Genomic DNA, 26,482 nt, shown 5'->3' on the forward strand with positions numbered 1-26,482 from the left:
CATAAAAAAAAAGCCTGCTTTATAAATGAGCGGCTTTCCAGAAAATCATGTTTCTGAACTCTATTTAATTTCTGATACCCATTTAGCCATTTCCTTCGCTTTTTCCGGAGGAACCAGCCCAGGCGGCATGTTTCCTTTACCGTTTACAACAATATCTGCAATTTCGTCTTGAGAAACTTTTTTCCCAATTCCTTTTAACGAAGGACCTACTCCACCTTGATACTGATCACCGTGACAACCAATACAAGTTTTTTGATAAATTTCTTCTGGTTTAGCTGAAGCCTGCTGTTCCGCGCCACCGCCTTCTTTTTCAGCCGCGATTTCTTTTGCATTGTTCAATCCGTTGAACGAAAGCGTTAACATTAAAGCAATCCCAATTACCGCAATTAATAAAAATGGTATTAGCGGATTTCGCTTCACTCACTATACCCCCTTTATGTATTCCCATCCCTAGAAATAACAAAATAGTATAAGCACTTTTATTTTACTTGAAAATGCTCATAAGTGAAAGGGTTTTATTTACATAATTAACTAATTTCTTATTGCGTATCTTAACAGCCAATTTGCCTTGCAATAACCGAGCGCTGAATTTCTGAAGTTCCTTCTCCAATTTCTAAAAGCTTGGCATCTCGTAAATACCGCTCCACGTGATACTCCTTCATGTAGCCGTATCCTCCATGAATCTGAACAGCTTGACTGGCTACTTCCATACAAATTTCAGAAGCATACAGTTTACACATAGCAGCTTCTTTCGTAAATGGCTTTCCTTGGTCTTTTAACCACGCTGCTTTATACACCATATTTCTTGCTAACTCAATTTTCATGGCCATATCAGCTAATTTAAACTGAATCGCTTGAAACGATGAAATAGCTTTCCCAAATTGCTTTCTTTCCTGCGCATATGACAGTGCTTTTTCATAAGCCGCTTGAGCGATTCCAACGGCCATTGCTCCAATTCCAATTCTTCCCCCGTCAAGCGTCATTAGAAATTGTTTAAAGCCTTCTCCTCTTACACCGAGTAAATTCTCTTCAGGCACTTCAACATCCTCTAAAACGAGTTCAGTTGTATTTGAAGCATGTAGACCCATTTTCTCGTAATTGTCTATTACAGTAAAACCTCGAGCTTCTGTAGGCACGATAATAGCTGAAATTTCTTTTTTACCTTCTGTACGATTTGTAACAGCCGTTAAAGCTAAAAACTTTGCATAGCTGGCATTCGTAATATAGCATTTACTTCCATTAATCCTAAATGTTCCATCCTTCAACACTGCTTCGGTCTCCGTTCCCCCCGCGTCACTTCCTGCGTTCGGTTCGGTTAAACCAAACGCTCCAAAAGATTCCCCAGAGCATAAAGCAGGTAGGTACTGTTCTTTTTGCTCCTTTGTTCCGAATAAATAAATAGGTGCCCCCCCGAGCGAAACATGAGCTGAGTATGTAATTCCTGTAGAGCCACAAGCTTTACTTAATTCCTCTACGACAATAGCAAAACTAACCGTATCTGCTCCTCCGCCTCCATACTCTTCAGGAAAAGGAAGACCCATTACACCAAGCTCACTTAACTTTTTAAAAACATCAAGCGGAAATTGCTTACTTCGATCGCGCTCTAGTGCATTCGGTGCTACTTCCGCTTCTGAAAACTCTCTGAGCGTCCGTTGAATCATCTTTTGTTCATTGGTTAATTCAAAATTCATTTTTATTCCCCCTAAAAAAAATGTATACGCTTACATTATTTAATTATAATTCATTTTTGTAAATTTTCTCAACTTTTAAAACGTTTTAATTTTTTCATGTTATAATAGAGAAGTACTAATCAAAGCATGAATAAAATGATAGCGATTCCATTTTTCGGATGTTTAAAAGGAATTTGAACAGCTTATGCTCTGTAACAAAAGAATATAAAGGAGCATTTGCAAAACGAAGGACAATTCAGTAAAATATATGAAAGAAGAAAAGTTGGTAAAAAAATCAATATACTTCTTCAAAATGCGTTTTTATGAAATTTATTCCATAAAAAATAGATAGCCCCTTTCCTCTAGGAAAGAAGCTATCTCATAACCGTTATTTACGCTTTTATCTATTCTAAGAAATCTTTTAAACGTTTGCTTCGGCTAGGGTGACGAAGCTTACGAAGCGCTTTAGCTTCAATTTGACGAATACGCTCACGCGTTACGCCAAATACTTTCCCTACTTCTTCAAGCGTACGCGTACGTCCATCGTCCAGACCAAAGCGGAGTCTAAGAACATTTTCTTCGCGATCTGTTAACGTATCAAGGACGTCTTCTAACTGCTCTTTTAATAATTCATATGCAGCATGTTCAGAAGGTGATGTTGCATCCTGGTCTTCAATGAAGTCACCTAAATGTGAATCATCTTCCTCACCAATTGGTGTTTCAAGGGAAACCGGCTCTTGAGCAATTTTTAAGATTTCACGAACTTTTTCTGGTGTTAAGTCCATATCTTCTGCAATTTCTTCAGGAGATGGTTCGCGACCTAAATCTTGTAGAAGCTGACGTTGAACACGAATTAGCTTGTTAATCGTTTCAACCATATGAACGGGAATACGAATCGTTCTTGCTTGGTCAGCAATTGCACGAGTAATAGCTTGACGAATCCACCATGTCGCATACGTACTGAATTTATAACCTTTGCGATAATCAAATTTTTCTACCGCTTTAATAAGACCCATGTTTCCTTCTTGAATTAAATCAAGAAACAGCATACCGCGCCCGACATAGCGTTTAGCGATACTTACAACAAGACGTAAGTTTGCTTCAGCAAGACGACGTTTCGCTTCTTCATCGCCTTCTTCAATACGTTTTGCTAAATTGATTTCTTCCTCTGCTGACAATAAGTCAACGCGTCCGATTTCTTTTAAGTACATACGAACTGGATCATTAATTTTCACACCAGGAGGTACACTTAAATCATTTAAATCAAACTCTTCTTCTTTTGACAGTTCTTGAATATCGGGATCGGCATCGTCATCATTTGCTTCAGATTCACTCATTACTTCAACACCTTGTTCTCCAAGGTATTCATAATATTCATCCATTTGATCGGATTCAATTTCGAAGTTCGCCATACGCTCTGCAATTTCTTCGTATGTGAGCACACCACGTTTTTTTCCGATTTCGGTCAATTGATCTTTTACTTGTTCAATTGTTAAATCTGAATCAAGTTGTTTTGATTGAGCTGATTTTTCAGCCATCAGATCCCCTCCTTCCAAAATTTTAAGGAAAACCTTCTAAAAGTGGGACTAATACGCAATATCGTTTATTTTAACGTTTTTTTTAACTGTAAAATTTCCATTGCTATTGTCGCAGCTTTTAAATAATCTTTTTGACGCTCTGCTTCTTGCTTTTCTGCTTCTTTTTTTTCTATCGCTACCCTTTGTGGGTAAATCAATATCGTTTGGATATAATCATTCAAAGCTTGCTCCGACAATTCATCATTGATTGACATCATCGCCAATTCTGAAGCTAGACTAGACAACGAAGACTCGGGCAACCGTTCGATAAATCCGCTCGGATTAGGCTCGTGTCCTTCCTCGTAATAAGCATACAAATATAGAACAAGCGCACGATGTTCCTCGACATTGAACTGACCTTGAAGTCGGTCTTGAATTCTAAATGCTACATCCTTATCTTTCAACATATGAGCGATCAAAAAACGTTCTGCATTTTGATAAGCCGGTAATAAGCTTCTCTTTACGACTGGTTGTCTATTTATATTATTTCGATTTGGAGAATCATTATCCTTTTTCTTTTTTTCAGTTCGATACACTTGATACTGCTGTTCTTTAAGCGCATCTAATGAAATGGAAAACTCTTGTGCCAATTGGCGTAAATAATGATCTCGCTCTACAGCTTTCGTAAGGAGGCTTATTTCTTTCAAAACGTCTTCAATGTATTGCATACGTTCAGATTCATTTTGTAGATTTCGTTTTCGGCGGAGATACCTCATTTGAAATGCCATAAAGGTCAAGCTGCTATTAATAACATCATTTTGAAACTTCTCTGCCCCGTATTCTTTAATATAATCATCCGGGTCATAACCATCCGGCATCACAGCAATCTTAACGGTACAACCCACATTTGTTAAGATAGCAGTTGCTTTGTGCGCTGCTTCAATTCCAGCAGAATCTGCATCATAGCAAATGATAACGGACTCTACATTTCGGCGAATAATCTTGGCTTGTTCTTCTGTTAAGGCAGTTCCCATTGTTGCAATTGCGTTCGGGCACCCCGCTTTAACAGCCGAAATAACATCTGCAAATCCTTCAAATAAAATAACCTGCTGATTTTTGCGTATATGTTTTTTAGCGCGGTGAAAGTTGTAGAGTGTGCGACTTTTGTTAAAAATAGAAGTTTCGGGACTGTTTAAATATTTAGGCTGCCCTTTTATCTCTTTTAGTAGACGCCCTGAAAATGCAATTGTTTTGCCTTGCAAGTCAGCAATAGGAAACATAATTCGATCACGAAAACGATCAAAGTACGTTTCATCTTGGTTGCGTTTAATGATTAAACCTGCATGTTCCATCTCTTGCGGATTAAACCCACGTTTTGTTAAGAACTTACTTACAAATTCCCACGAATCTAAAGCAAAACCTATCTCAAATTCATCGATAATTTCTCGTGAAAACCCTCGATTTATTAAATAATCATAAGCATCTTGGCCTTCTTTTGTATTTACCAATAAATGATGGTAAAATTTCTTTAAAAGCTCGTGTGCTTCAATCATTTTATTGCTAGGCTTTTGATTATCTTCTTCATGAGGATGTATCTCATGTTCGAAAGGAATATCTCCTTTTTCAGCAAGCTGCTGAGCTGCTTCCGTGAAGGACAGTCCTTCTAATTCCATTATGAATGAAAATGAATTCCCTCCTGCACCGCATCCAAAGCAATGATAAATTTGTTTATCAGGCGATACTGAAAAAGACGGTGTGCTTTCCCCATGAAACGGACAGAGTCCAAAATAATTGCGCCCTTGTTTTTTTAGTTGTACATAATCGCTTATGACGTCGACAATATCTACTGAATGCCGAATACGGTCGATTACTTCATCAGGAATTCGATTTGCCATAGTAACAGCTCCGTATTTCATATAATATTCTTCACTAAGTGCTAAATTCCTGCAAGTTTCGACAACATTTTTTCAAAAGCTTGAATGAAATGCTGGCGATCTTCTTCACTAAATGCCTTTGGGCCTTTAGTATGATGGCCTGACCGTCGCTCTTTTGCAGAAACATAACGAAAGAAAAGCACCGTATTCATTTCGTCGTCATTATAGTACTTTCCACGAGGAGACAGTGCGTAAACCCCTCGACTTACTAACATGCTTGCTAAGCCAGTATCTTGAGTTACGACAATATCCTGCTTGACTGCGTGATTTAAAATATATAAATCTGCGGCTTCCTTTTCTGCATCCACATAGACCCATTTTCCTGGTGTAGGATTTGTTTGCATGTGAGCATAGGAAGCAACAAACACAAGATCGATGTCATATGTATGTGTAAGTTCAACGATTTCTGCTTTAACAGGGCATGCATCAGCATCGACAAAAACTTTACTTTTTCTTTTGCTATAACTCTGTATTCTACATCCCTCCAGAGATTCCTTCTAACAATTTGTTATTTCCTGTAGATGGCATTTGTCGAATACTTTTTTCGATTTTGACTTGACTTTTATATAAATAGTTTATTCGTTCTTAACAAAGTCTAAACCTAAAACTATTCTTTTTTATCACAATTTTTTATTATAATATAAACAACCTATATTTTCTATACCAAAGTCACTTGTTTTTAAAAGTTCTGTCATATTCATCTTTGGGATATTTTCTTAGGCTTACAGCATACCAACATAAGAAAGTAATCTCCTTTATGTCACGCACAGAGGAGATCCATCGTTTATTTCTTTTTGATGGTATTGAGAATGATACCAGCTGTTTCTTCTACGGCTCTGTTGGATACGTCCACCACTTCACAGCCAATCTTATCTACAATCCCTTGGAAAAATTCAAGTTCTTCTTTAATACGGCCAATATTAGCATAAATTGCTTTATCGTTTAGCCCAAGAGACTTTAAACGCTCTTTACGAATATCGTTTAACTTTTCAGGACTAATAGTAAGTCCTATACACTTCTCAGGTGATACGTGAAACAGCTCTTCTGGTGGATCTACCTCAGGTACAATCGGAACATTGGCTACTTTCAAACGCTTGTGTGCTAAAAATTGAGAAAGAGGTGTTTTAGATGTTCTTGATACACCGATTAATACAATATCCGCTCTAAGAATGCCTCTCGGGTCACGCCCATCATCATATTTCACTGCAAATTCAATCGCTTCTACTTTCTTAAAATAATCTTCGTCTAATTTTCTGGCCATTCCAGGCTCATAGCGAGGAGAAAGTTGATAAGAAGATTGAATTTTATCAATTAAAGGTCCAATAATATCAAATACCTCTACCCCGTTCTTGGACGCTTCTTGAATTAAAAATTCTCTCATTTCGGGCTTTACTAGCGTAAAGCCAATAATAGCGTTGTTCATCTTCGCTACTGAAACCACTTCTGAAAGTGTTGCGATGTCCTCTACGTAAGGTACTCTTTTAATTACAAAGTCTGTCATATTGAACTGACTTGATGCAGCCTTTACAACTAGTTCAGCTGTCTCACCTACAGAATCCGAAATGACATAAAGACATGGGTTGTTCATATTTTGTGCATCCCCTTTTTAATCCTTTTTCACTTATAATACTTCATCATTTGCTAATGCTACTAGTAATTTTGTAATATTTGTTTTGGTAATGCGTCCCACCACTTCAAAATTGCCGTCTCCCTCTTTAATAACGGGCATAGCATCAATCTGTTTTTCAATTAAGATCTTAGCAATATCAATTAACAAATCTTCGCGATAGCAATATGTAATGTTGGGCATTCTCGTCATGATAATATGAACAGGAATAGATGTGAGCTCTTGCTTTCCGATACTCGCGCGCAATAAATCTTTACGCGACAGTACCCCCACTAGCTGGGATTTCTCATCCACTACAAAAAGGGTCCCCACGTCTTCTAGAAACATTGTACAAATAGCATCATATACCGACACATTTTCGTTCACAACCACCGGGATAGACTGATATTCTTGCACCTGTATTTTTTTTATTTTATCTGTAAGAAGCTGTGCTCCTGTTTTACCTGTGTAAAAGTAACCTACGCGCGGTCGCGCTTCTAAATAACCAGCCATTGTTAAAATAGCCAAGTCCGGTCTTAGTGTTGCCCGCGTAAGGCTAAGCTGATCTGCAATATGCTCGCCTGTAATAGGGCCTTCGTCTTTGACAATTTGCAAAATTTGTTCTTGTCGTTTGTTCAGTTCGATTGTACTCACCACCTAATCATTAAATGTGACATACTATTTATAAAACATTATATACTTTTTAAGCAAAAGTAAAAGCTATAACTTATTAATTTTAGCATTTTATCTTTTTAGAATGCCGTTTATTTTACCACGGCTTCTCAAAAAAAGCAGGCATTACGCTTACAATAAGCGAAGCTACCCCTTCGCTCCACAGTAAAAAGGGTGTCCCCTACACACTACGAGGCACCCTAGCGACAGCAATTCCTTGCATATCACTGATTATCTTTTCTATTTCTCATCAGACAGCGATTGTTTTAAAGACTCCATCTGATTCAAAAACCGCTTTGTTTTTAAAAACAATCCTGAATATTCTTCGTAATATTGATCAATTACGAACTTTAATTGTTTTTTTGTTTCGGGCTTAACAGAAATAGAACCTAATCGCTTTAAATCAATGTAATAAAATAGCCTTAATAGTTTAACCGTCATCGGACTAATTTTCAAATGATAAGGATCTTTTTCTAAGCATCGATGACAAATAAACCCGCCTTCTCGAATGGAAAAATGAAATGTTCCTTCACCTCGGTGGCAGACTGCGCATTCATTTAATGTAGGATGAAGACCTAGTACGTTTAACATTTTCATTTCATAAATAAATGTTAAGATCTCTGCATCATACTCTTCGTTCATATAATGAATGGTTTGGTGCAGCAGTTCAAATAGAAATGGATTTGGTTTATTGTTCTCAGTAGCTTTATCTGTTAATTCAAGAATATAAGAAGCATACGCTGTTGTGAAGATATCTTCGCGTATGCTTCTCATAGATGAGATAACTTCTCCTTGATGGAGAGTACCCATTCCTGAACCTGCTTGTATAAAAAAGTATCCATACGTAAATAATTGTGTGACGGAAGCTAAGCGACTACTGGGCTTTTTTGCCCCTCTTGCCATGAGACCCACTTTTCCGAGTTCACGTGAATAAATGGTGACAATTTTATTTGATTCACCGTAATCATTCGTTCGAATGACAATTCCTTCACACTTTTTAAACAATCATCATCACCGCCATCTTACAGAAGGCTAAGACAAGGGAGAATTGAGACTTTCGCTGTTGTCCTCATATGTTTCGGGTCTTTCTTTCACTTCATTTTCAAGTTCCTTAAAAATGAGATAAGTATCAATGCTACCTGTTTGTGAAAAAATGTTCCAAGTAAAATTCAACATAGAACTCCCACCTTTCTAACCATAAAGATCAGATACATATTTCAATTCCTTATGTTTAGAATAGCCTTCCGACGTAAAATCATGTAACACAATTTTTTACAAATTACCTTCTTTTATGAAGGGATATAAATCGACGCAAACAAGAACTCAAATGATTAATATTCGTCTTCTCTAAATCCAAAGTCACGGAGATGCGACGCTCGGTTTCGCCAATCTTTTTGCACTTTTACCCATAGTTCTAAAAATACTTTTGAACCTAAAAGGGCTTCAATGTCTGCTCTTGCTTTTCTTCCTACCTCTTTTAACATCTTTCCTTGCTTTCCAATTACGATCCCTTTTTGTGAATCTCTTTCGACGATAATTGTAGCGCCCACGTAAACAGCACCATTATCTCGTCTTTGCATAGAATCCATCACAACGGCAATAGAATGAGGTATTTCTTCCCTCGTTGCATGCAGTACTTTTTCACGAATTAATTCCGTAATAATAAAGCGCTCTGGGTGATCTGTTACTTGATCTGCCGGATAATATTGCGGACCTTCCGGCAATCGCTGCTTAATTTGATCAAGCAAACGCTCCACGTTATTTCCTTGTAAAGCTGAAATTGGCACAATTTCAGCAAAAGGATATAAGTCTTTATAATTCGTGATAATTGAAAACAATTCGTCTGGATGAATTTCATCAATTTTATTAATCACAAGGAAAACAGGCGTTTTTGTATCCTTTAAACGCTCGATAATAAATTCATCGCCTCGACCTAAGCCTTCTGTTGCGTTAATCATAAATAAAATTAAATCTACTTCTTTAAGCGTATTTTGCGCTACCTTCATCATAAAGTCGCCTAATTTATGCTTAGGTTTATGAATCCCTGGTGTATCAATAAACACAATCTGCGCCTGATCTTCCGTGTACACACCCTGAATTTTATTTCTAGTTGTTTGCGGTTTGTCACTCATAATCGCAATTTTTTGACCAATTACTCGGTTCAAAAAAGTTGATTTCCCTACGTTTGGTCTTCCAATAATTGAAACAAAACCTGACTTAAATTCATTATTACTCATGTAAATCCTCCGATGAAAATGCTCCTGGAAGTAATTCTTCCACAGTTAATTCTTGTATGTCATTTTTTAAATTGGTTAATATAACTTTCATTTCTTTTGGACAAAGCTCAGAGATTACTTGTCTGCATGCTCCACACGGAGAAACAGGACGATCAGTATCAGCTACTACAGCAAGTGCTGCATACTCTTTATCTCCTTCTGAATAGGCTTTAAATAAAGCCGTACGCTCAGCACAATTGCACATGCTATAAGCTGCATTTTCAATATTACAGCCGCGATAAACCTTTCCATCTTTCGTCAATAAAGCTGCACCAACTTTAAATTTTGAATACGGTACATAAGCCATTTCACGAGCTTTTTTTGCCTCATCAATCAGTCCGGTCTTATCCATTTATCCGCTCTCCTTTTGCGCTTCTACATGTCTTTTAACTTGTCCTTTTTTATTATACCACGGGGGTGTAAAGAACCAAAAAGAATCCTTTTTAAAACAAATACTTTAAGAAAATAATTCCTCCTATAAGGACAGCAAAACACGCATAGACCAACACCGCGGCTGCGGCTGCATCTTTTGCGTGTTTTGCTAGTATGTGATATTCAGGAGAAACTAAATCGACAACTTTCTCAACCGCTGTATTCATTAACTCCAAGCTGAACATGCCTGCAATCAGAAGCAGCACAACCATCCATTCACCAGATGTAATTGACAGCACGGCGCCTAAGAAAAGGACGATGAAAGAAGCTACTACGTGAATTTGCATATTTCTCTGTGTTTTACACACATAGATAAACCCTTCTATTGCATAACCAAAGCTACTGACAACTTTAGCTATCCACTTTTTATCGCGAGAGTCCATATTGTTCTAAAATATCTTTTTGACGTGTAAACATCTCTTTTTCATCTTCTGATGTTTCATGGTCATATCCAAGCAAGTGCAAGAAACCGTGAACCGTTAAGAATCCTAGCTCCCTCATAAACGAGTGATTGTATTCTTCTGCTTGCTCATGAGCTTTTGGAATCGAAATGACAATGTCCCCTAGGACTCTTGGCAACTCATCTCCGATAATTTGCATTTCATCTTCGCCCATTTCTTCTAGCGCAAACGATATTACATCCGTTGGCTGATTTTTATGGCGGTATTGATGATTGATTTCTTGAATTCGATCATTATCCACAAATGTAACGGACACTTCTGCATCCTCTTGCAGATTTTCATATATAGCAGCGGCTTCAAGCAGCTTTTCAAGCTCTTTTTGCTGTTCTTCACTTACTTCGTTTGTTTCATCAATAAAATCAATAACTAAACTCATACCTTCACCTTCTCTTTTTTTATCTCTGGATATTCGATTCGGGAATGAAAAATCCCATTTAAAGTTTCACATAGTGCTTGGCGAATTAACTCTAGCTCCTTGAGCGTTACGTTACACTCGCTAAGCTGCTCATCCTGCAAGCGATCTTTAATAATATTTCGCACCAAGTTCTCAATTTTTTCAGGAGTCGGATTGGACATTGACCTCACGGCTGCTTCTACACTATCAGCTATGCAAATAACCGCTGCTTCTTTCGACTGAGGCTTTGGTCCAGGATAGCGATATTCTTTTTCATCAATTTTTTCTTCTGTTTGTTCAAGTGCCTTATGATAGAAAAACTTAAGCAGAGTCGTTCCGTGATGCTGCTCTGCAATATCTACAATCTCTTTTGGAAACTTGTGATTTCGCAAAATGGTAGCTCCATCTGTAGCATGTGCGATTATAATATTTTTACTAGTCTTAGGACTTAGTTTATCATGCGGATTAGTAATATTCATTTGATTTTCAATAAAATACTGCGGTCGCTTCGTTTTACCAATATCGTGGTAATAAGCCCCGACTCTCGCTAATAAACCGTTAGCTCCTATCGTTTCGCACGCCGCTTCAGATAAGTTTGCCACCATTACGCTGTGATGGTATGTTCCAGGTGTTTCGGTTAAGATTTTGCGTAATAGCGGATGATTAGGACTCGATAATTCAATCAGCTTCATCGTAGATAAAATGCCAAATCCACTTTCAAAAAACGGAAGCAAACCTATAGTTAAAACGGAAGCGATAACACCAGATGCAATTGACATCATGCTGTAATAGCCAAGCTCTACAGTGCCGATTTGGCCATTTTTAATAAAAATAATAGCAAAGCTGATAATTACGTTTACCATAGCCACAAATAGACCTGCCTGCAAAATCCGTGAACGTCTGTGCTGCCTGCTTAAAAATAAAATAGCAGCAATATTGCTAATGAAAAAGTAGATCCCAATGTTCATATTAAACGAGGTTGTCAATTCACCATTAAAAATAATGCTTCCACAAATAGCAAATACAATGCTTGATAAAATAGCAATGCGTTCATCCATTAAAATTCGAATCAGCAAACCTCCCACCGCAACAGGAGCTAAGAAACCAATTTCCGATAAATCAATTTGCTGAAACAAGCTTAAGATTTTCATGAGGCCAATCGTAATGGTTGCTACCAATACATACAACAGCAAGGGCTGATATGTCTTGGTGTGAAATTCACGCAAATAGTAAATGAGGCCCGCTATCATCATTACAATCAGCAAAGCTAACCCCGCAAAAGGCTGAATAGATCCTTTATTATTCAACAATCCCGCGAGCTGGAGCTGACGATATATATCAGGATTAATAAGCTGATTTTCTTCTACAATAATCTGGCCTTGTTTGATTCGGACAGGCTCCACTTTTTCCACAGCTGCTTGACGGTTTTCAGCTGTTTTTTGTGGATCATAAATCACATTTGGAATGATAGCGAATTTAGCAATTGCATTCATTGAATCTTTTAGGGAATTGCTGACATTGGTGTAAACAAGCTGACTTTCTACTTGATCTTTTTTCTCTTCTACATCGCTAATCTTCACTTGATCTTTCATCACATGATGAACGGCTGTGACTACAGCATCTTTCGCAATCGATAAATCACTGTTAGAAGACTGAAGCAGCTGCTTAATGGTATCCTTTGGCAAGTTTTTTTGAATGTCTTCAGGAAGCTTGTCCTCTAGCATTTTTTGTTTGGTTTTTAATACGGCATCGATACTGTCATCTTCATGATCTTCTTTTTCATATTCTGTATTAACTTCCATCATCGCATCAAAAATAGATGCAACAAGATCGACTTGGTTCTGTGCGTATTCTGTTTTTTGTGTATACACATCTTCAACGGCTTGTTCTGCCTCTGCCCGTTTTTTCTCTGTGCTCTCTTTATCTTCAATGGTAACGGGTGAGTAAATGGTTTGCGGGGAAATAGATAGTAATCTGAGATCTAATTCCTGCGGCTTTACATTGCTATACATAGACGCAAACATCATTACACCTAACAAGGCATATAACCCAATTTGAATTAACCGTAATCGCTCGATCTGTGCCATTGTTTGCTTGATTATCCGAAACGTTGACACAAACGTACCCCCTTTTACAAAAAATAGACCCTATTAAGAAAGGGTCTTTTGGTCAGCTTGTTCGTACGCTTGAATGATGCGTCCCACAAGTGGATGGCGCACAACATCTGACTGTTCTAGGTGAACAAACGAAATACCTTTAACATTGGTCAGGATTTTCGAGACAGCCGCTAGACCAGACTGAGCTCCTTTTGGTAAATCAATTTGTGAAATATCTCCTGTAATCACCATTTTAGACCCAAATCCTAGTCGTGTTAAAAACATCTTCATTTGCGCCATCGTGGTGTTTTGCGCTTCGTCTAAGATAACAAACGCATCATCTAGTGTACGACCTCGCATATAAGCAAGGGGTGCTATTTCAATAACTCCGCGTTCGATTAGGCGTTGCGTATGTTCTGTTCCTAATACATCATGTAATGCATCGTACAGAGGCCGCAAGTACGGATCTACTTTTTCTTTCAAATCTCCTGGCAAGAAGCCAAGACTTTCACCTGCTTCAACAGCAGGACGTGTTAAAATAATACGCTGTACGTGACCATTTTTAAGAGCATTAACGGCCATGACAACGGCTAAATACGTTTTACCGGTACCAGCAGGCCCAATTCCAAATACCAAATCATTTTTCTTAATAGCCGAAATGTATTGACTTTGTCCTAATGTCTTAACACGAATAGTCTTACCTTTTACATTTTTACCAATCTCTTCTTCATATACATCTTCAAAAAACTCGAGAGAATTTTTCTTAGCTAATTGAACCGCATACACAACATCTCGTTCAGATATGGAAATATTTTTTCGGATAATGTTCAGTAACTTTTTAAGCATTTCTTCCACTAGCTGAACATTTTCTGTACTTCCGGAGACTACAACAGTCTCACCTCTTGAAATGATAGAGACCTGCATTTCTTCTTCAATTCGCTTTAAATTCGCATCTTGTACGCCAAATAATGAAATGGCTTCGTTTGAATCATCAAGTTGTACGTTAATTGTTACTAGCTGTTCTGACATTCATCAATCTCCTTGAATAATTGGTTGAGTGTTCGCAATATTTTCTATAACTTGGTAATGTATTGATAATCTAACTTTACCATTGTCCTGTTCTTGGTGCAAAACTTTTTCACCTTTTATTTTAGCATCCTCACCTAAAGTCGATAGTAATTTTTTTCGACCAATTTCCAAAGCTTTTTCCACCGCCTCTTGTTTAGAATAGACGCGCTGCGAGTTCTGTTCTTCTCGTACAGCAACTTTCTCATACGACAGAGGTAATTTCCATTTAAAAAAATAGAGTGGATGCTCCACTTTTTCTGTCACCTTTGAGCCGTATTTTTCTTTGTTAAAAGCCCAAAGAGGCATTTTAAAAGCTTGAAAATCTAAATAGTGCTTCGTATATCCATTACCCGTTAATACCTGAAAATCAGTTTTTAAAGGCACTTCCACCTCAGACTTATACCATGTTTCACCATAGACTTTCCCTTTAGCAGCTACTACTTTTTTATTTTTTTCGTTTCCAATAATACCGGAAACTAGGACCTCGCCTTCATTGACAAAATCATTAACCTTGACTAAAGGTTGTCCTTTTTCGACAAACAAATTCGTAATAATGGCTTTCTTTTTAGCAATTAAATGTTGGTAAGGTGTTTTTTGCTGAGGCTTGGGCTCATTTTTTTCAACCACTTGGAAGTGATAAGAAGTGCCGCGCACTTCTACTCCCACCCAGGTAATATTGTTCATATTATCCGTTAAATAGCGCTGAATTTTTTCAGGACTCTCTAACAGAAATTGAAACTCCCCTCTTTTTACACCTATTTTGGCAAGCTGCTTAGTCATTTGATGTTCTGTTTGTGGTTCTGCACCGCTAATTTCCACTTTCCACACCATGTTGGAAAGCAAACCAAGAATAATAAAAAAAGAAAGAAAACCCAAAGCAAACCCACTATTTTTGATCACTCGTTTTGTTAAAAAAGGAAAACCTCTGCCTCTTATAAAATAAATTTTACAGTCTGCGTTGCGAATTAGTATACGAATTTTCTTTACATCTTTCAATAATATCGTTGCTGTCGCTAGCTGACCGTCAACTTTATGGACATTCGAAATCATAATCTGTTGTCTCACACAATTATTTAAAAAACGTTCAATTCCTTTTCCAACAATTCGAATACGTACGGTACCAATAACAAAGTTTGTCCATCCATTCTTCATTTTTTTCCTCCTTGTGTTATTGTTCTAAATAAAGAACTTGATTGATTTTACCTTCTAAAACCAGTTCTTCTGGCAGTATTACTTTAATGACCAGTCCTTCACCTCGAATTAACATTTGTCCCTGTTTTAGTAACACGCGTATTTCAGTATCAGAAAAGGCTAATAAACCTTTATGATTTTCAATATAAATGTGTATTTGTCCAACTAACGTAATACGGGGAAGATCCATTAATACATCAGCGGGTAGTTCCATTGTTTTTGTCATCCATCTTTTCATTTGGTGTCTCCACTTTTTGCTCATAAAAAGAACCCCCTTTCATCTCATGTTTATGAGAAAGGGGGTTAATGTATCACATCTATTTATCGTTTATATTTACGTTGTTTCGATTTTGGCGGCCCTAGAATTTCGGACCATATCACTCCTTGAACAGCTTCTTTACGAGAAATGGGCTTGAAAACGTTTTTCTCACCCGTAATTTTTGGTTTGTCAACTGTGATTTTCTTTTGAATAGACGGTTCATGATACGAACGATTTTTTAGCTCTTCCAATTTTTCTTGCAAAGGATTTGTTTCTGCTGAAGGAACAGTTTCTGGCTCCATACGAGCTGTTTTCGGCTCTTCTTTGACAGGTCGATATCTAGGTCTTTCCCGCCTTGAAGGATTGTTTACAGGAGGCATAGGAGCTCTTTTAGAACGCTGCTGTTCTTCCTCTTTTGACTGAGCCATAAAACGCTGCACAACGTTAAAAATAATCCCTCCAATGATGACAAAAATGAAAGCATTATTAATAATTAGTTTAATAAGCGTTTCAACGATATTCATTAGGAGAAAACCTCCTTGTTAAGCTGATTCATTATTTCTCATCGTCTTCTTTAGACATTTTTCCAATTGAATCACGCATATCCGTATCAGCAGTCAAGTTTTGAATATTCATATAATCCATGACGCCAATATTGCCAGAGCGCAGTGCTTCTGCCATCGCTAACGGTACTTCTGCTTCTGCTTCTACTACTTTTGCCCGCATTTCTTCTACTTTTGCACGCATTTCTTGTTCTTGAGCAACGGCCATAGCACGACGTTCTTCGGCTTTTGCTTGTGCAATATTTTTATCTGCTTCCGCTTGGTCTGTTTGAAGAACTGCCCCAATATTTTTACCAATATCGATGTCAGCAATATCAATGGATAAGATTTCAAACGCTGTTCCTGAATCCAGTCCTTTTCCTAACACCGTTTGAGAAATCATATCGGGATTCTCCAATACTTTTTTGTGATCTTTTTGCGAACCGATTGTAGAAACAATCCCCTCGCCAACACGGGCAATAATCGTTTCTTCTCCAGCTCCCCCTACTAGTCGATCAATATTTGCACGAACAGTAATTCGAGCTTTTGCTTTGACTTCGATTCCATCCATAGCCACCCCTGCAATAAAAGGTGTTTCAATAACTTTTGGATTAACGCTCATTTGTACAGCTTCTAGCACATCACGGCCCGCTAAGTCGATAGCTGCTCCGCGCTCAAATGTTAACTCAATATTTGCTCTGTGCGCTGCAATCAACGCATTTACCACGCGGTCAACGTTACCGCCTGCTAAATAGTGGCTTTCTAATTGATTAATGGTAATACCTAAACCTGCTTTACTTGCTTTAATTAACGGGTTCACAACGCGAGATGGTATCACTCGACGAAGTCTCATTCCGACCAGTGTGAAAATACTAATACGAACGCCTGCTGCTAATGCTGAAATCCATAGCATAATCGGTACAAAAGTGAAAAAAACAGCTAAAGCAATAATTGCTAGACCAATAACTACAAAAAACAATACGCTACCTACTTCCATTAATTAAGGTCCTCCTTTTTCAAAGGCTCTGTAAGCTTCCGCACCACAACCCTTGATCCCTCTACTTTTATAATATTTACTAACACATCTTTGTCTAAATATCCGCCTTCAGTGACTACATCCACATACTCTTCATCGATGAGCACGGTACCTGAAGGACGCAGCGGTGTTGTTGTTTTACCTTGTTTTCCTATTAATTCATAACGATTTTGATTCGACACGTATCCAGATTCAGTATTAAGTGAATCATTAAGCACCATTTTTTTGAAAGGTGTAAGCTTTCTTTTAAAAAATTTCATCATCACAAACGCACCTCCCAGTGCCACCACTATTGCAATTACAAGAGAAATTCCCATTTCGACATTATTATCTGTTGACATAAAAAAACTTAAAATGATAGCTCCAAGTCCTAGTAGTCCTAAAACTCCGCCTGGTACTACAATCTCTAACAGAAGCAATATAATTCCTGCTATAAATAAAACGAGCGCTTCCATGCCAGCTAATCCTGCTACCATATGACCATAGAAAAATAAAAGAAGTGAAGCTATTCCAATAGAGCCCGCAATACCAAATGAAGGCGTAAACAATTCAATTACAATTCCTAAAGCACCAATGGATAATAAAATGGGAACAACAAGCGGATGGGTAAGAAAACGAGCAATTTGTTCACTTACACTCATTTTTGCATACGTCAGTTTAGCATCTTCATAGCCAAGTACGCTTAGGAGATCGTCTAAATTTTTTACAGTCCCTTCTGAATAACCAACTTGCTCGGCTTGCTTCGGAGTGAGCGTCAACAATTCATTTCCTTTTAAGTTGAGCTCAGGTATTACCATCTTGGTATTTGCCATCGCTTCTGCATATTTAGGGTTTCGGTTATTTTGTTCTGCTGCGCTCTTCATAGCCGATAACCAGTAGGACTGAGCTTTTTTTCCTGCGGCGTTTCCGTGTTGGTCAATCACTGCTGCCGATCCCATTGTAGAACCGGGTGTCATATAAATTTGATCCGCGTTAAGTGCAATATACGCTCCGGCTGATAATGCTTTTTTATCGACAAAAGCAGCGGTAGGAATAGGTGTTGAGGTTAAGCTTTTAGCTATTTCAGAAGCTGCATCTACAGCTCCTCCAGGAGTATCTATGTCCAATATAATCAAATCTGCACCGTCATTTTCCGCATCTTCAATGGATCTGTTTAGAAAAGAAAGCAGTCCATTTTCTACCGTTTTATTTACAGGAATAACGTGTACGCGCTTCACGTCAGCGGTGCTAATAGTGGGGAATAACCCAGTGGCTAAGATAAGAAAGCACACGAAAGAAAATAAGGTTTTCACCGAATACACTTCCCTCCTTCCATAGATAGTATGAGCATGTATCTGTATATACGAATAACTTTAACAATAGTTTCAAATTTTTTAAAATTTATCTATTTTATACTTCGCACCAGAAAAACAAAACATACGTTCGATTATTATCCATATAAAAAACACCTTACACAAGGTAAGGTGTTTTTTATGATAAGTGTTGAAGGACAAGCTTATTAACAAGAGAGCCATCCGCTTTGCCTTTTACTTTCGGCATAAGCGCTCCCATAACTTTCCCCATATCAGCTTTAGAGGAAGACTGCGTTTCTTCAATCGTCGTTTTAATAATTTCAGATAACTCTTCTTCAGTTAGCTGTTTAGGAGCGTAAACTTCTAAAACCGCTAATTCAGAATGAATTTTATCAACAAGATCTTGACGACCTGCTTTCTCAAATTCATGGAGGGAGTCTTTACGTTGTTTGAATTCGCGAGAAATAACCGTCAACTCGTCTGCTTCAGTTAGGTCGGTTCCTAACTTAATGGCTTCGTTTTGAAGAGATGCTTTGACCATACGAATGACCCCAAGCTTCTCTTTCTCTTTGTTTTTCATCGCTTGTTTCATATCACTATTTAAACGCTCGAGAAGACTCATAAATCCACCCTCTTATTAGAACTTGCGTTTTCTAGCAGCTTCAGATTTCTTCTTACGCTTTACGCTAGGCTTTTCATAGAATTCGCGCTTTCTTGCTTCTTGTAACGTACCAGTTTTTGAAACTGAACGTTTGAAGCGACGAAGAGCATCTTCAAGCGATTCGTTTTTACGAACAACTGTTCTTGACATTCTAATTCCCTCCCTCCGAACAAAACCACTAACATCATAATGAAATGACATGTTAGACATGTCTTTTGCAATTATAATATAATGATTCCTTAAGGTCAACCGCTTTACATAAAGTAATGCAGTTATTCCCCCTTTATTTTATGAACTTTCTTGATAAAACATTACTCGTTCAGCTTTTTTACACGTATGAAAAAAGCTGCGTATACACGCAGCTTTCCAATAAGTGTTATGAACTCATTTTCACCTGATCTTGAAGATGAACCTCATCTAGCACGCGAACAAACTCACCTTCATTATAAGGATATCCAGCTTTTGAAATTTTCACTTTTACAAGCTTTCCAACCATTTCTTCAGACGCTTTAAACACAACCTTTAAGTAGTTATCAGTATATCCTACATATAAACCACTTTCAGGATCTTCTTTATATTTTTCTTCCGGAATTACTTCTAGTACTTCTCCTTCAAACGTTGAAGCATATTCTTTTGCCAATTGATTTGAAAGTTCGATTAAACGATGCACACGTTCATTTTTCACTTCTTCATCAATTTGGTCGGTCATACGAGCTGCTGGCGTACCTGTACGTTTAGAATACGGGAATACGTGAAGCTCTGAAAAACCGTGCTCTTTAATAAAGTTGTACGTCTCCATAAACTCTTCTTCTGTTTCACCTGGGAAGCCAACAATAACATCTGATGTAATCGCTAATCCAGGAAGAGCTTCTTTCAGACGGTTTAAGCGCTCACCAAAGAACTCCATTGTATACTTACGACGCATGCGCTTCAATACCGTATTTGAACCTGATTGAAGAGGAATATGCAAATGACGTACAACCATTTCTGATTGATCTAGTACCTCAATCACTTCGTCTGTAATTTGACTTGCTTCAATTGACGAAATACGAATGCGTTTTAATCCTTTTACTTGAGACTCTAAATCACGAAGAAGCTGGGCAAGATTGTAATCTTTCATGTCTTCTCCGTATCCGCCAGTGTGAATACCTGTTAACACGATTTCTTTATAGCCCGCATCCACTAGCTGCTGTGCTTGTGCTACTACTTCTTTAGGATCACGAGATCGCATTAAACCGCGCGCCCATGGAATAATACAGAATGTACAGAAGTTGTTACAGCCTTCTTGAATCTTTAACGAAGCACGCGTACGGTCTGTAAAAGCCGGTACATCTAGCTCTTCATATACGCGTGTTTTCATAATGTTTCCTACGCCGTTAATCGGTTGACGCTCTTTTTTAAATTGTTCAATATAATCAAGCATCTTAACGCGATCTTGTGTACCTACTACGATATCAACACCAGGAATGGCCATAATTTCAGCTGGCGAAGTTTGAGCATAACACCCAGTTACACAAATAACCGCATCTGGATTTTTTCGCACAGCTCTGCGAATAACTTGACGGCTTTTTTTATCTCCTGTATTTGTTACCGTACATGTATTAATTACATATACATCGGCAGTTTGTTCATATTCAACACGCTCATAGCCTTGGCCTTTGAACAATTGCCAAATTGCTTCTGTTTCATAGTGATTTACTTTACACCCTAGCGTGTGAAAAGCAACTGTTGACATAATCGTCACCTCATTAACTCAGTTTGATAAGATATAGCAGACAGCGCATATAAAGGAGCTGTTTCTGCCCGTAAAATTCGCGGACCAAATCCGCTTATTGTAAATTCATTTTCTTCTAATACTTCTACTTCCTGCTCGGTCAAACCACCCTCTGGACCTACAACCACAAGCACGGAATTACCGGGTTTTAAAGCCGAAAGAACAGCGTGCAGATGAGATGTTTCTCCTTGCTTTGCTCTTTCTTCATAGGCTACAACTTTATGAGTATAGTCACCGCTAATTTCTACTAGTTTTTTAAAAGAAATTGGGGCTTCTACTGCTGGTACAATCGTACGATGAGATTGTTCTGCAGCCTCTTTAGCAATCTTGTTCCAGCGATCTAATTTTTTTTGACTCTTTTTATCATCCCATTTAACAACTGAACGAGCCGCAATAAAAGGGATAAACTTATATGCCCCAAGTTCTGTCCCTTTTTGGATAATAAGCTCGAGCTTATCCCCTTTAGGCAGACCGTTCACAATTGTAACATGGACTGGAAGCTCTTTTTCTTCGCTTATCCATTCTATAATAGATGCTTTCACTTCGTTAGCGGAAATATTTTCAATTTCACACAAAGCAGCTTGCCCCTGTTCATTACAGGCAATAAACTGTGATCCTTCATTCATTCTCATGACGCGTGAGATATGATGGGCATCATCCTGGGTCACTATGACACTTTGCTCTTGAAATTGATCATTTGGCAGAAAATAACGTTGCATCTTGACACCTTCTCACTTGTTAAGCTTGTTTTTGCGCAATAATTGCTACCCAGTCTTCCATAAGCGTTACTTCTTGAATAACAAAGCCCGCTCCCGTTAACGCTTTTTTGACATCTTCTTTTTTCGCACTAATAATACCTGATGTAATGAACATGCCTCCTGGCTTTAATACCTTTGCAGCATCGTCTACAAAACGTACGATTACTTCAGCTAGAATATTCGCCACAACAATGTCAACCGGTCCTTCTATACCTTGCAACAAGTTGTTTTGACCTACTGTTACGACGTTCCCAACTTGATTCAGTTCAATATTTTCGCCAGCAGAACGTACGGCTACTTCATCAAGGTCTAGAGCTTGTACATTACTTGCTCCTAACAGAGCTGCGCCAATGCTTAGCACTCCTGAACCTGTACCCACGTCAATAACAGTATCTCCTGCTTTCACTGTTCTTTCCAATGCTTGAAGAGACATAACCGTCGTTGGATGCGTACCTGTCCCAAAAGCCATTCCGGGATCAAGCTCGATAATCAATTCATCTGTGCTTACTTTTTCATAGTTTTCCCAAGTTGGTACAATCGTAAAACGCTCTGAAATTTTCACGGGATGGTAATATTTTTTCCAAGCAGTGGCCCACTCTTCCTCGTTCACTTCACTGATCGTAACTTTGTTAGCTCCTAAATCAAAGTCGTAAACAAGCAGTCCATTAATTTCTTTTTTGATACCATCCACAGTTTCTGCTAAAAAGCTGTTAACTGGAAGATATGCTTTAATCACTACACCTTCTTCTGGGTAGTCTTCTACGTTTAAATCGTAGATTTCACCAAAAGTTGTATCTCTGTCCTTCACTAAATCAGCAGGGTCTTCAATGACTACCCCGCTAGCTCCTGATTCATGTAAAATATGAGAGATGGGTTCAATTGCTTCTTGCGCTGTATGAATACAAATTTCAGACCATTTCATTGCTACCAACTTCATCCTTTCTGCCTTCAGTAATATAGGATTTTAAATATGAACATGACAGATGACAGGTTGGCAAAGTACCTTTACCAACCTGTCTCTGTTTACTATGAAAGACAATTATTCTCCTTTAATTGCTCGTTTTACTTTTGCAAAAAAGGAATCATGCTGCTCATCAACGGCTTCTTGACCGCTCAGTTCAGCGAACTCACGCAATAATTGTTTTTGTTTTTCTGATATTTTTGTTGGAGTTACAACTCGAACGTGAATATGCTGATCTCCTTGACCATATCCTCGTACGTTTGCCACACCTTTTCCTTTTAAACGGAATTTCGTTCCCGTTTGTGTACCAGCAGGAATCTTCAGCTTCACCTTGCCGTGTAGAGTTGGTACTTCTACTTCATCACCTAGCGCTGCCTGAGCAAACGTTAAAGGCATTTCGCAGTAGATATCGTCTCCATCACGTTCAAAGAATTCATGAGTGCGCACGTGGAACACTACGTATAAATCTCCCGGAGGACCACCATTTACCCCTGGTTCTCCTTGAGCACTTACGCGCAGCTGTTGACCATCATCTACACCAGCTGGAATTTTAACATTAATTTTACGTCGTTTTGTTACTTTACCGTCACCGTGGCACGTTGCACATTTGTCTTTAATGATTTTTCCCGTACCATTACAATGATGACACGCACGTCGATTTACCACGCGGCCAAACGGCGTGTTTTGTTCAACGTTTAACTGACCTGAACCATTACAGTGCGAACATGTATCGACTTTTGTTCCAGGTTTTGCACCTGAACCGTGACATGTCTCACACGTTTCTTCACGTGGAATTTCAATTGTTGTTTCTTTTCCGAAAACAGCTTCTTCAAAAGAAAGTGTCATCGTGTATTGTAAATCGGCACCTTGTCTCGGAGCATTAGGGTCACGTCTGCGACCACCACCACCAAAGATCGAGCTGAAAATATCTTCAAAGCCGAAGCCGCCAAAGTCTGAGCCGCCTCCACCAAAGCCGCCAAAGCCTTGATTTGGATCAGTATGACCAAATTGATCGTATTGTGCTTTTTTTTGGTCATCACTCAATACTTCATATGCTTCTTTTACTTCTTTAAATTTGTCAGCAGCATCTTCCGCTTTGTTAATATCTGGATGATATTGTTTAGAAAGCTTGCGGTATGCTTTTTTTATTTCATCTTTTGTAGCGCTCTTACTGATACCGAGTACTTCATAGTAATCTCGCTTACTCATCAATACTCACTCCCGAATCGTTTCACATAAACGTAATTGTATCATTATTAATAATTCCATAGCAACATAAAAGTTACTTTCTATTGCTCTCGTGCACGCAGAGAGCCAAGTGAAAAACTTTCCTTTTCGCTTTTCCACGTTAAAAAAGTCAAAGCCAAGAAATAAGCTTGACTTTGACTTTTTAAAAAGATGTGAATCGCACCATGGCGTCATTCACGTTAGTCGTCAAGATGCATTATTTTTTGTCGTCGTTTACTTCTTCAAACTCTGCATCTACAACATCATCATTTTGAGCGCCTTGTTCACCTGCTTGCTGAGCTTGTTGAGCTTGCTCATACAATTTTACAGTTAACGCTTGAACGATTTCTTGAAGTTCATCTTTTTTCGCTTTGATTTCTTCAAGGTCATTCTTTTCAATCGCTGCTTTTAAAGCATCTTTTGCTTCGTTAGCTTTTGTTACTTCAGCTTCTTCTACTTTTCCTTCAAGATCTTTTAATGTTTTTTCAGTTGTAAACACTAATTGATCTGCTTCATTGCGTAGTTCCACTTCTTCTTTACGTTGCTTATCAGCATCTGCGTTTTCTTCCGCTTCTTTTACCATGCGATCGATTTCATCATCTGATAAACCTGTTGAAGATTTAATTGTAATAGCTTGCTCTTTGTTTGTACCTAAATCTTTTGCACGAACGTTTACGATACCATTTTTGTCAATATCGAATGACACTTCGATTTGAGGTACTCCGCGTGGTGCAGGTGGAATATCAGTTAACTGGAAACGACCTAGCGTTTTGTTGTCTGCAGACATTGGACGCTCACCTTGAAGAACATGAATATCTACAGCTGTTTGGCTATCTGCAGCCGTTGAGAATACTTGTGATTTACTTGTTGGAATCGTCGTATTACGCTCAATTAGCTTTGTAAATACGCCACCCATTGTTTCGATACCTAGTGATAAAGGCGTTACGTCTAGTAATACAACGTCTTTTACATCACCAGTTAATACGCCACCTTGAATTGCTGCACCAAGTGCAACTACTTCATCAGGGTTTACACCTTTGTGAGGATCTTGACCAGTTTCTTTTTTGATTGCATCTTGTACCGCTGGGATACGAGTTGAACCACCAACTAAGATTACTTTATCAAGTTCGCTTGCAGAAAGGCCTGCATCTTTTAAAGCTTGACGCACAGGAGCCATTGTACGCTCTACAAGGCCTGCTGATAACTCGTCAAATTTAGCACGTGATAAAGATACCTCTAAGTGAAGAGGACCAGCTTCTCCAGCAGTGATAAATGGTAAAGAAATTTGTGTAGATGTTACGCCTGATAAATCTTTTTTCGCTTTTTCAGCCGCATCTTTTAAACGTTGAAGCGCCATTTTATCTTTGCTTAAATCCACGCCGTTTTCTTTTTTGAATTCAGCGACTAAATAGTCGATGATTACTTGGTCAAAGTCGTCACCACCAAGGCGGTTGTCACCTGCAGTTGCGCGAACTTCAAATACGCCGTCGCCAAGTTCTAGAATAGATACGTCAAACGTACCGCCACCAAGGTCATAAACTAAAACTGTTTGATCTTCATCTGTTTTTTCTAATCCGTATGCAAGTGCTGCTGCAGTAGGCTCGTTAATAATACGCTCTACTTCTAAACCAGCAATTTTACCAGCATCTTTTGTTGCTTGACGCTCAGCATCATTAAAGTAAGCAGGAACTGTGATAACAGCTTTTGTTACAGGCTCACCTAAATACTCTTCAGCATAACCTTTTAAATGTTGAAGAATGATAGCTGACATTTCTTGAGGCGTGTATTGCTTGCCTTCAGCTTCAACCTTATGGTCTGTACCCATATGACGTTTAACTGAAATAATTGTGTTAGGGTTTGTAATAGCTTGACGTTTCGCTACTTCCCCAACTTGACGCTCACCGTTTTTGAATGCCACAACTGATGGCGTTGTACGGTTTCCTTCTGGATTTGGAATTACTTTTGGTTCGCCGCCTTCTAATACAGCGACACAAGAGTTAGTTGTACCTAAATCGATACCAATGATCTTACTCATTGACAATGACCTCCTTCATAATATGTAGTGTTATTGATTCACTTTAACCATCGCAGGGCGGATGATTTTATCTTTTAATTTGTAACCTTTTTGAAGCTCCTCTACTACCGTGTTCGGTTCGTATTCATCGTCTTCTACTTGCATCACTGCTTGATGCTCGTATGGATCGAATGTTTTCCCGACTGATTCAATTGCTTCAACACCTTCTTTTTGAAGTGCCTCTACTAATTGACGGTATACCATTTCTACACCTTGCAGCACAGATTTAGTTTGCTCGTCCGCTGTGTTAACTTGTAATGCACGTTCAAAGTTATCAAGTGCTGGTAAAATATCCGAAACTAATGATTGAGCACGGTATTTTTGAGCAGCTTCTGCATCGAGACGTGAACGACGACGGAAATTATCGAAATCAGCTTGTAGACGTAAGTAGCGATTCTCTTCTTCTTCAAGCTGTTGCTTTAATTGATCATTTTCTTGTTGAAGAGGGTTTACTTCCTCAGACACTTCAGCTTCAGTTGCTTCAGCAGAGTCTGTTTGAACTTCTTCAACCACTTCTTCGTTTTGTTCTTCTACTTGCTTTTCGTTTGACAATTCATTCACCTCCCTTAAATGTTTACACA

At 38.4% G+C, this 26,482-nt stretch carries 28 protein-coding genes; all 28 read right to left on the reverse strand.

Features of this window, described 5'->3' with window-relative positions; all coding sequences use genetic code 11:
- Positions 1-60 precede the first annotated feature (60 nt).
- The 28 genes from cccA to grpE all read right to left on the reverse strand — a co-directional run bounded on the left by cccA (position 61) and on the right by grpE (position 26,453).
- The gene (cccA, locus tag JNUCC25_RS22785; protein ID WP_013059217.1) at positions 61-420 is read right to left on the reverse strand and encodes a cytochrome c550; all 360 of its coding nucleotides are present in this window, start codon (positions 418-420) and stop codon (positions 61-63) included.
- Between the two features lie 131 nt (positions 421-551).
- The gene (locus JNUCC25_RS22790; protein ID WP_013059218.1) at positions 552-1,691 is read right to left on the reverse strand and encodes an acyl-CoA dehydrogenase family protein; all 1,140 of its coding nucleotides are present in this window, start codon (positions 1,689-1,691) and stop codon (positions 552-554) included.
- 383 nt (positions 1,692-2,074) lie between these two features.
- Positions 2,075-3,208: an RNA polymerase sigma factor RpoD gene (gene rpoD, locus JNUCC25_RS22795; RefSeq protein ID WP_013059219.1), complete on the reverse strand. Its 1,134-nt coding sequence runs from the start codon at positions 3,206-3,208 to the stop codon at positions 2,075-2,077.
- A gap of 65 nt (positions 3,209-3,273) precedes the next feature.
- Positions 3,274-5,082, reverse strand: a complete 1,809-nt coding sequence (gene dnaG / locus JNUCC25_RS22800; protein WP_016765586.1) for a DNA primase — start codon at positions 5,080-5,082, stop codon at positions 3,274-3,276.
- 41 nt (positions 5,083-5,123) lie between these two features.
- A complete protein-coding gene (locus JNUCC25_RS22805) occupies positions 5,124-5,594 on the reverse strand; it encodes a YaiI/YqxD family protein (RefSeq protein WP_078082176.1) in 471 nt (156 codons plus the stop codon).
- A 311-nt stretch (positions 5,595-5,905) separates the two neighbouring features.
- Positions 5,906-6,709, reverse strand: a complete 804-nt coding sequence (locus tag JNUCC25_RS22810) for a pyruvate, water dikinase regulatory protein (RefSeq protein ID WP_013059222.1) — start codon at positions 6,707-6,709, stop codon at positions 5,906-5,908.
- Positions 6,710-6,742: 33 nt separating this feature from the next.
- Positions 6,743-7,381, reverse strand: coding sequence for a helix-turn-helix transcriptional regulator (locus JNUCC25_RS22815; RefSeq protein WP_025750542.1), 639 nt, complete (start codon positions 7,379-7,381; stop codon positions 6,743-6,745).
- Between the two features lie 258 nt (positions 7,382-7,639).
- The gene (gene recO, locus JNUCC25_RS22820) at positions 7,640-8,404 is read right to left on the reverse strand and encodes a DNA repair protein RecO (protein WP_014458194.1); all 765 of its coding nucleotides are present in this window, start codon (positions 8,402-8,404) and stop codon (positions 7,640-7,642) included.
- A 27-nt stretch (positions 8,405-8,431) separates the two neighbouring features.
- Positions 8,432-8,575, reverse strand: coding sequence for a YqzL family protein (locus JNUCC25_RS22825; RefSeq protein WP_014458193.1), 144 nt, complete (start codon positions 8,573-8,575; stop codon positions 8,432-8,434).
- Between the two features lie 155 nt (positions 8,576-8,730).
- A complete protein-coding gene (era, locus tag JNUCC25_RS22830; RefSeq protein WP_013059225.1) occupies positions 8,731-9,636 on the reverse strand; it encodes a GTPase Era in 906 nt (301 codons plus the stop codon).
- Positions 9,629-10,027, reverse strand: a complete 399-nt coding sequence (locus JNUCC25_RS22835) for a cytidine deaminase (RefSeq protein ID WP_013059226.1) — start codon at positions 10,025-10,027, stop codon at positions 9,629-9,631. The genes era and JNUCC25_RS22835 overlap by 8 nt, the downstream gene beginning before the upstream one ends.
- 91 nt (positions 10,028-10,118) lie before the next feature.
- Complete coding sequence (locus JNUCC25_RS22840; protein WP_029320167.1) at positions 10,119-10,490, reverse strand: diacylglycerol kinase family protein; 372 nt, start codon at positions 10,488-10,490, stop codon at positions 10,119-10,121.
- Positions 10,474-10,944 (reverse strand): rRNA maturation RNase YbeY, encoded by a 471-nt coding sequence (gene ybeY / locus JNUCC25_RS22845; protein ID WP_029320165.1) that lies wholly within the window; start codon positions 10,942-10,944, stop codon positions 10,474-10,476. Before ybeY ends, JNUCC25_RS22840 begins: the two co-directional genes overlap by 17 nt.
- Complete coding sequence (locus JNUCC25_RS22850) at positions 10,941-13,049, reverse strand: HD family phosphohydrolase (RefSeq protein ID WP_454223287.1); 2,109 nt, start codon at positions 13,047-13,049, stop codon at positions 10,941-10,943. Before JNUCC25_RS22850 ends, ybeY begins: the two co-directional genes overlap by 4 nt.
- A gap of 63 nt (positions 13,050-13,112) precedes the next feature.
- On the reverse strand, positions 13,113-14,087 hold the full coding sequence (locus tag JNUCC25_RS22855) for a PhoH family protein (RefSeq protein ID WP_013059230.1): 975 nt from the start codon (positions 14,085-14,087) through the stop codon (positions 13,113-13,115).
- 3 nt (positions 14,088-14,090) lie between these two features.
- Positions 14,091-15,278 (reverse strand): sporulation protein YqfD, encoded by a 1,188-nt coding sequence (gene yqfD, locus JNUCC25_RS22860; protein ID WP_028411649.1) that lies wholly within the window; start codon positions 15,276-15,278, stop codon positions 14,091-14,093.
- Positions 15,279-15,294: 16 nt separating this feature from the next.
- Positions 15,295-15,579 carry a sporulation protein YqfC gene (yqfC, locus tag JNUCC25_RS22865; protein ID WP_013059232.1) on the reverse strand — a complete coding sequence of 95 codons (285 nt, stop codon included), beginning with the start codon at positions 15,577-15,579 and terminating at the stop codon, positions 15,295-15,297.
- 59 nt (positions 15,580-15,638) lie between these two features.
- The gene (locus JNUCC25_RS22870; RefSeq protein ID WP_013059233.1) at positions 15,639-16,100 is read right to left on the reverse strand and encodes a hypothetical protein; all 462 of its coding nucleotides are present in this window, start codon (positions 16,098-16,100) and stop codon (positions 15,639-15,641) included.
- A 31-nt stretch (positions 16,101-16,131) separates the two neighbouring features.
- Positions 16,132-17,115, reverse strand: a complete 984-nt coding sequence (gene floA, locus JNUCC25_RS22875; protein ID WP_013059234.1) for a flotillin-like protein FloA — start codon at positions 17,113-17,115, stop codon at positions 16,132-16,134.
- Positions 17,115-18,446, reverse strand: coding sequence for an NfeD family protein (locus tag JNUCC25_RS22880; protein ID WP_057274040.1), 1,332 nt, complete (start codon positions 18,444-18,446; stop codon positions 17,115-17,117). Before JNUCC25_RS22880 ends, floA begins: the two co-directional genes overlap by 1 nt.
- Positions 18,447-18,624: 178 nt before the next feature.
- Positions 18,625-19,068 (reverse strand): GatB/YqeY domain-containing protein, encoded by a 444-nt coding sequence (locus JNUCC25_RS22885; RefSeq protein ID WP_013059236.1) that lies wholly within the window; start codon positions 19,066-19,068, stop codon positions 18,625-18,627.
- Between the two features lie 15 nt (positions 19,069-19,083).
- On the reverse strand, positions 19,084-19,257 hold the full coding sequence (rpsU, locus tag JNUCC25_RS22890; protein WP_013059237.1) for a 30S ribosomal protein S21: 174 nt from the start codon (positions 19,255-19,257) through the stop codon (positions 19,084-19,086).
- A 226-nt stretch (positions 19,258-19,483) separates the two neighbouring features.
- Entirely contained in the window at positions 19,484-20,842 is a 1,359-nt protein-coding gene (gene mtaB, locus JNUCC25_RS22895; protein ID WP_013059238.1) for a tRNA (N(6)-L-threonylcarbamoyladenosine(37)-C(2))-methylthiotransferase MtaB, read from the reverse strand.
- Between the two features lie 5 nt (positions 20,843-20,847).
- On the reverse strand, positions 20,848-21,600 hold the full coding sequence (locus JNUCC25_RS22900; RefSeq protein WP_029320160.1) for a 16S rRNA (uracil(1498)-N(3))-methyltransferase: 753 nt from the start codon (positions 21,598-21,600) through the stop codon (positions 20,848-20,850).
- Positions 21,601-21,619: 19 nt separating this feature from the next.
- Positions 21,620-22,561, reverse strand: coding sequence for a 50S ribosomal protein L11 methyltransferase (gene prmA, locus JNUCC25_RS22905; RefSeq protein ID WP_013059240.1), 942 nt, complete (start codon positions 22,559-22,561; stop codon positions 21,620-21,622).
- 117 nt (positions 22,562-22,678) lie between these two features.
- Positions 22,679-23,809, reverse strand: a complete 1,131-nt coding sequence (gene dnaJ, locus JNUCC25_RS22910; protein ID WP_013059241.1) for a molecular chaperone DnaJ — start codon at positions 23,807-23,809, stop codon at positions 22,679-22,681.
- 235 nt (positions 23,810-24,044) lie between these two features.
- Complete coding sequence (gene dnaK, locus JNUCC25_RS22915; protein ID WP_013059242.1) at positions 24,045-25,862, reverse strand: molecular chaperone DnaK; 1,818 nt, start codon at positions 25,860-25,862, stop codon at positions 24,045-24,047.
- A 30-nt stretch (positions 25,863-25,892) separates the two neighbouring features.
- Entirely contained in the window at positions 25,893-26,453 is a 561-nt protein-coding gene (gene grpE, locus JNUCC25_RS22920) for a nucleotide exchange factor GrpE (protein ID WP_013059243.1), read from the reverse strand.
- Positions 26,454-26,482 lie beyond the last annotated feature (29 nt).

The organism is Priestia sp. JNUCC 25, assembly GCF_053667915.1.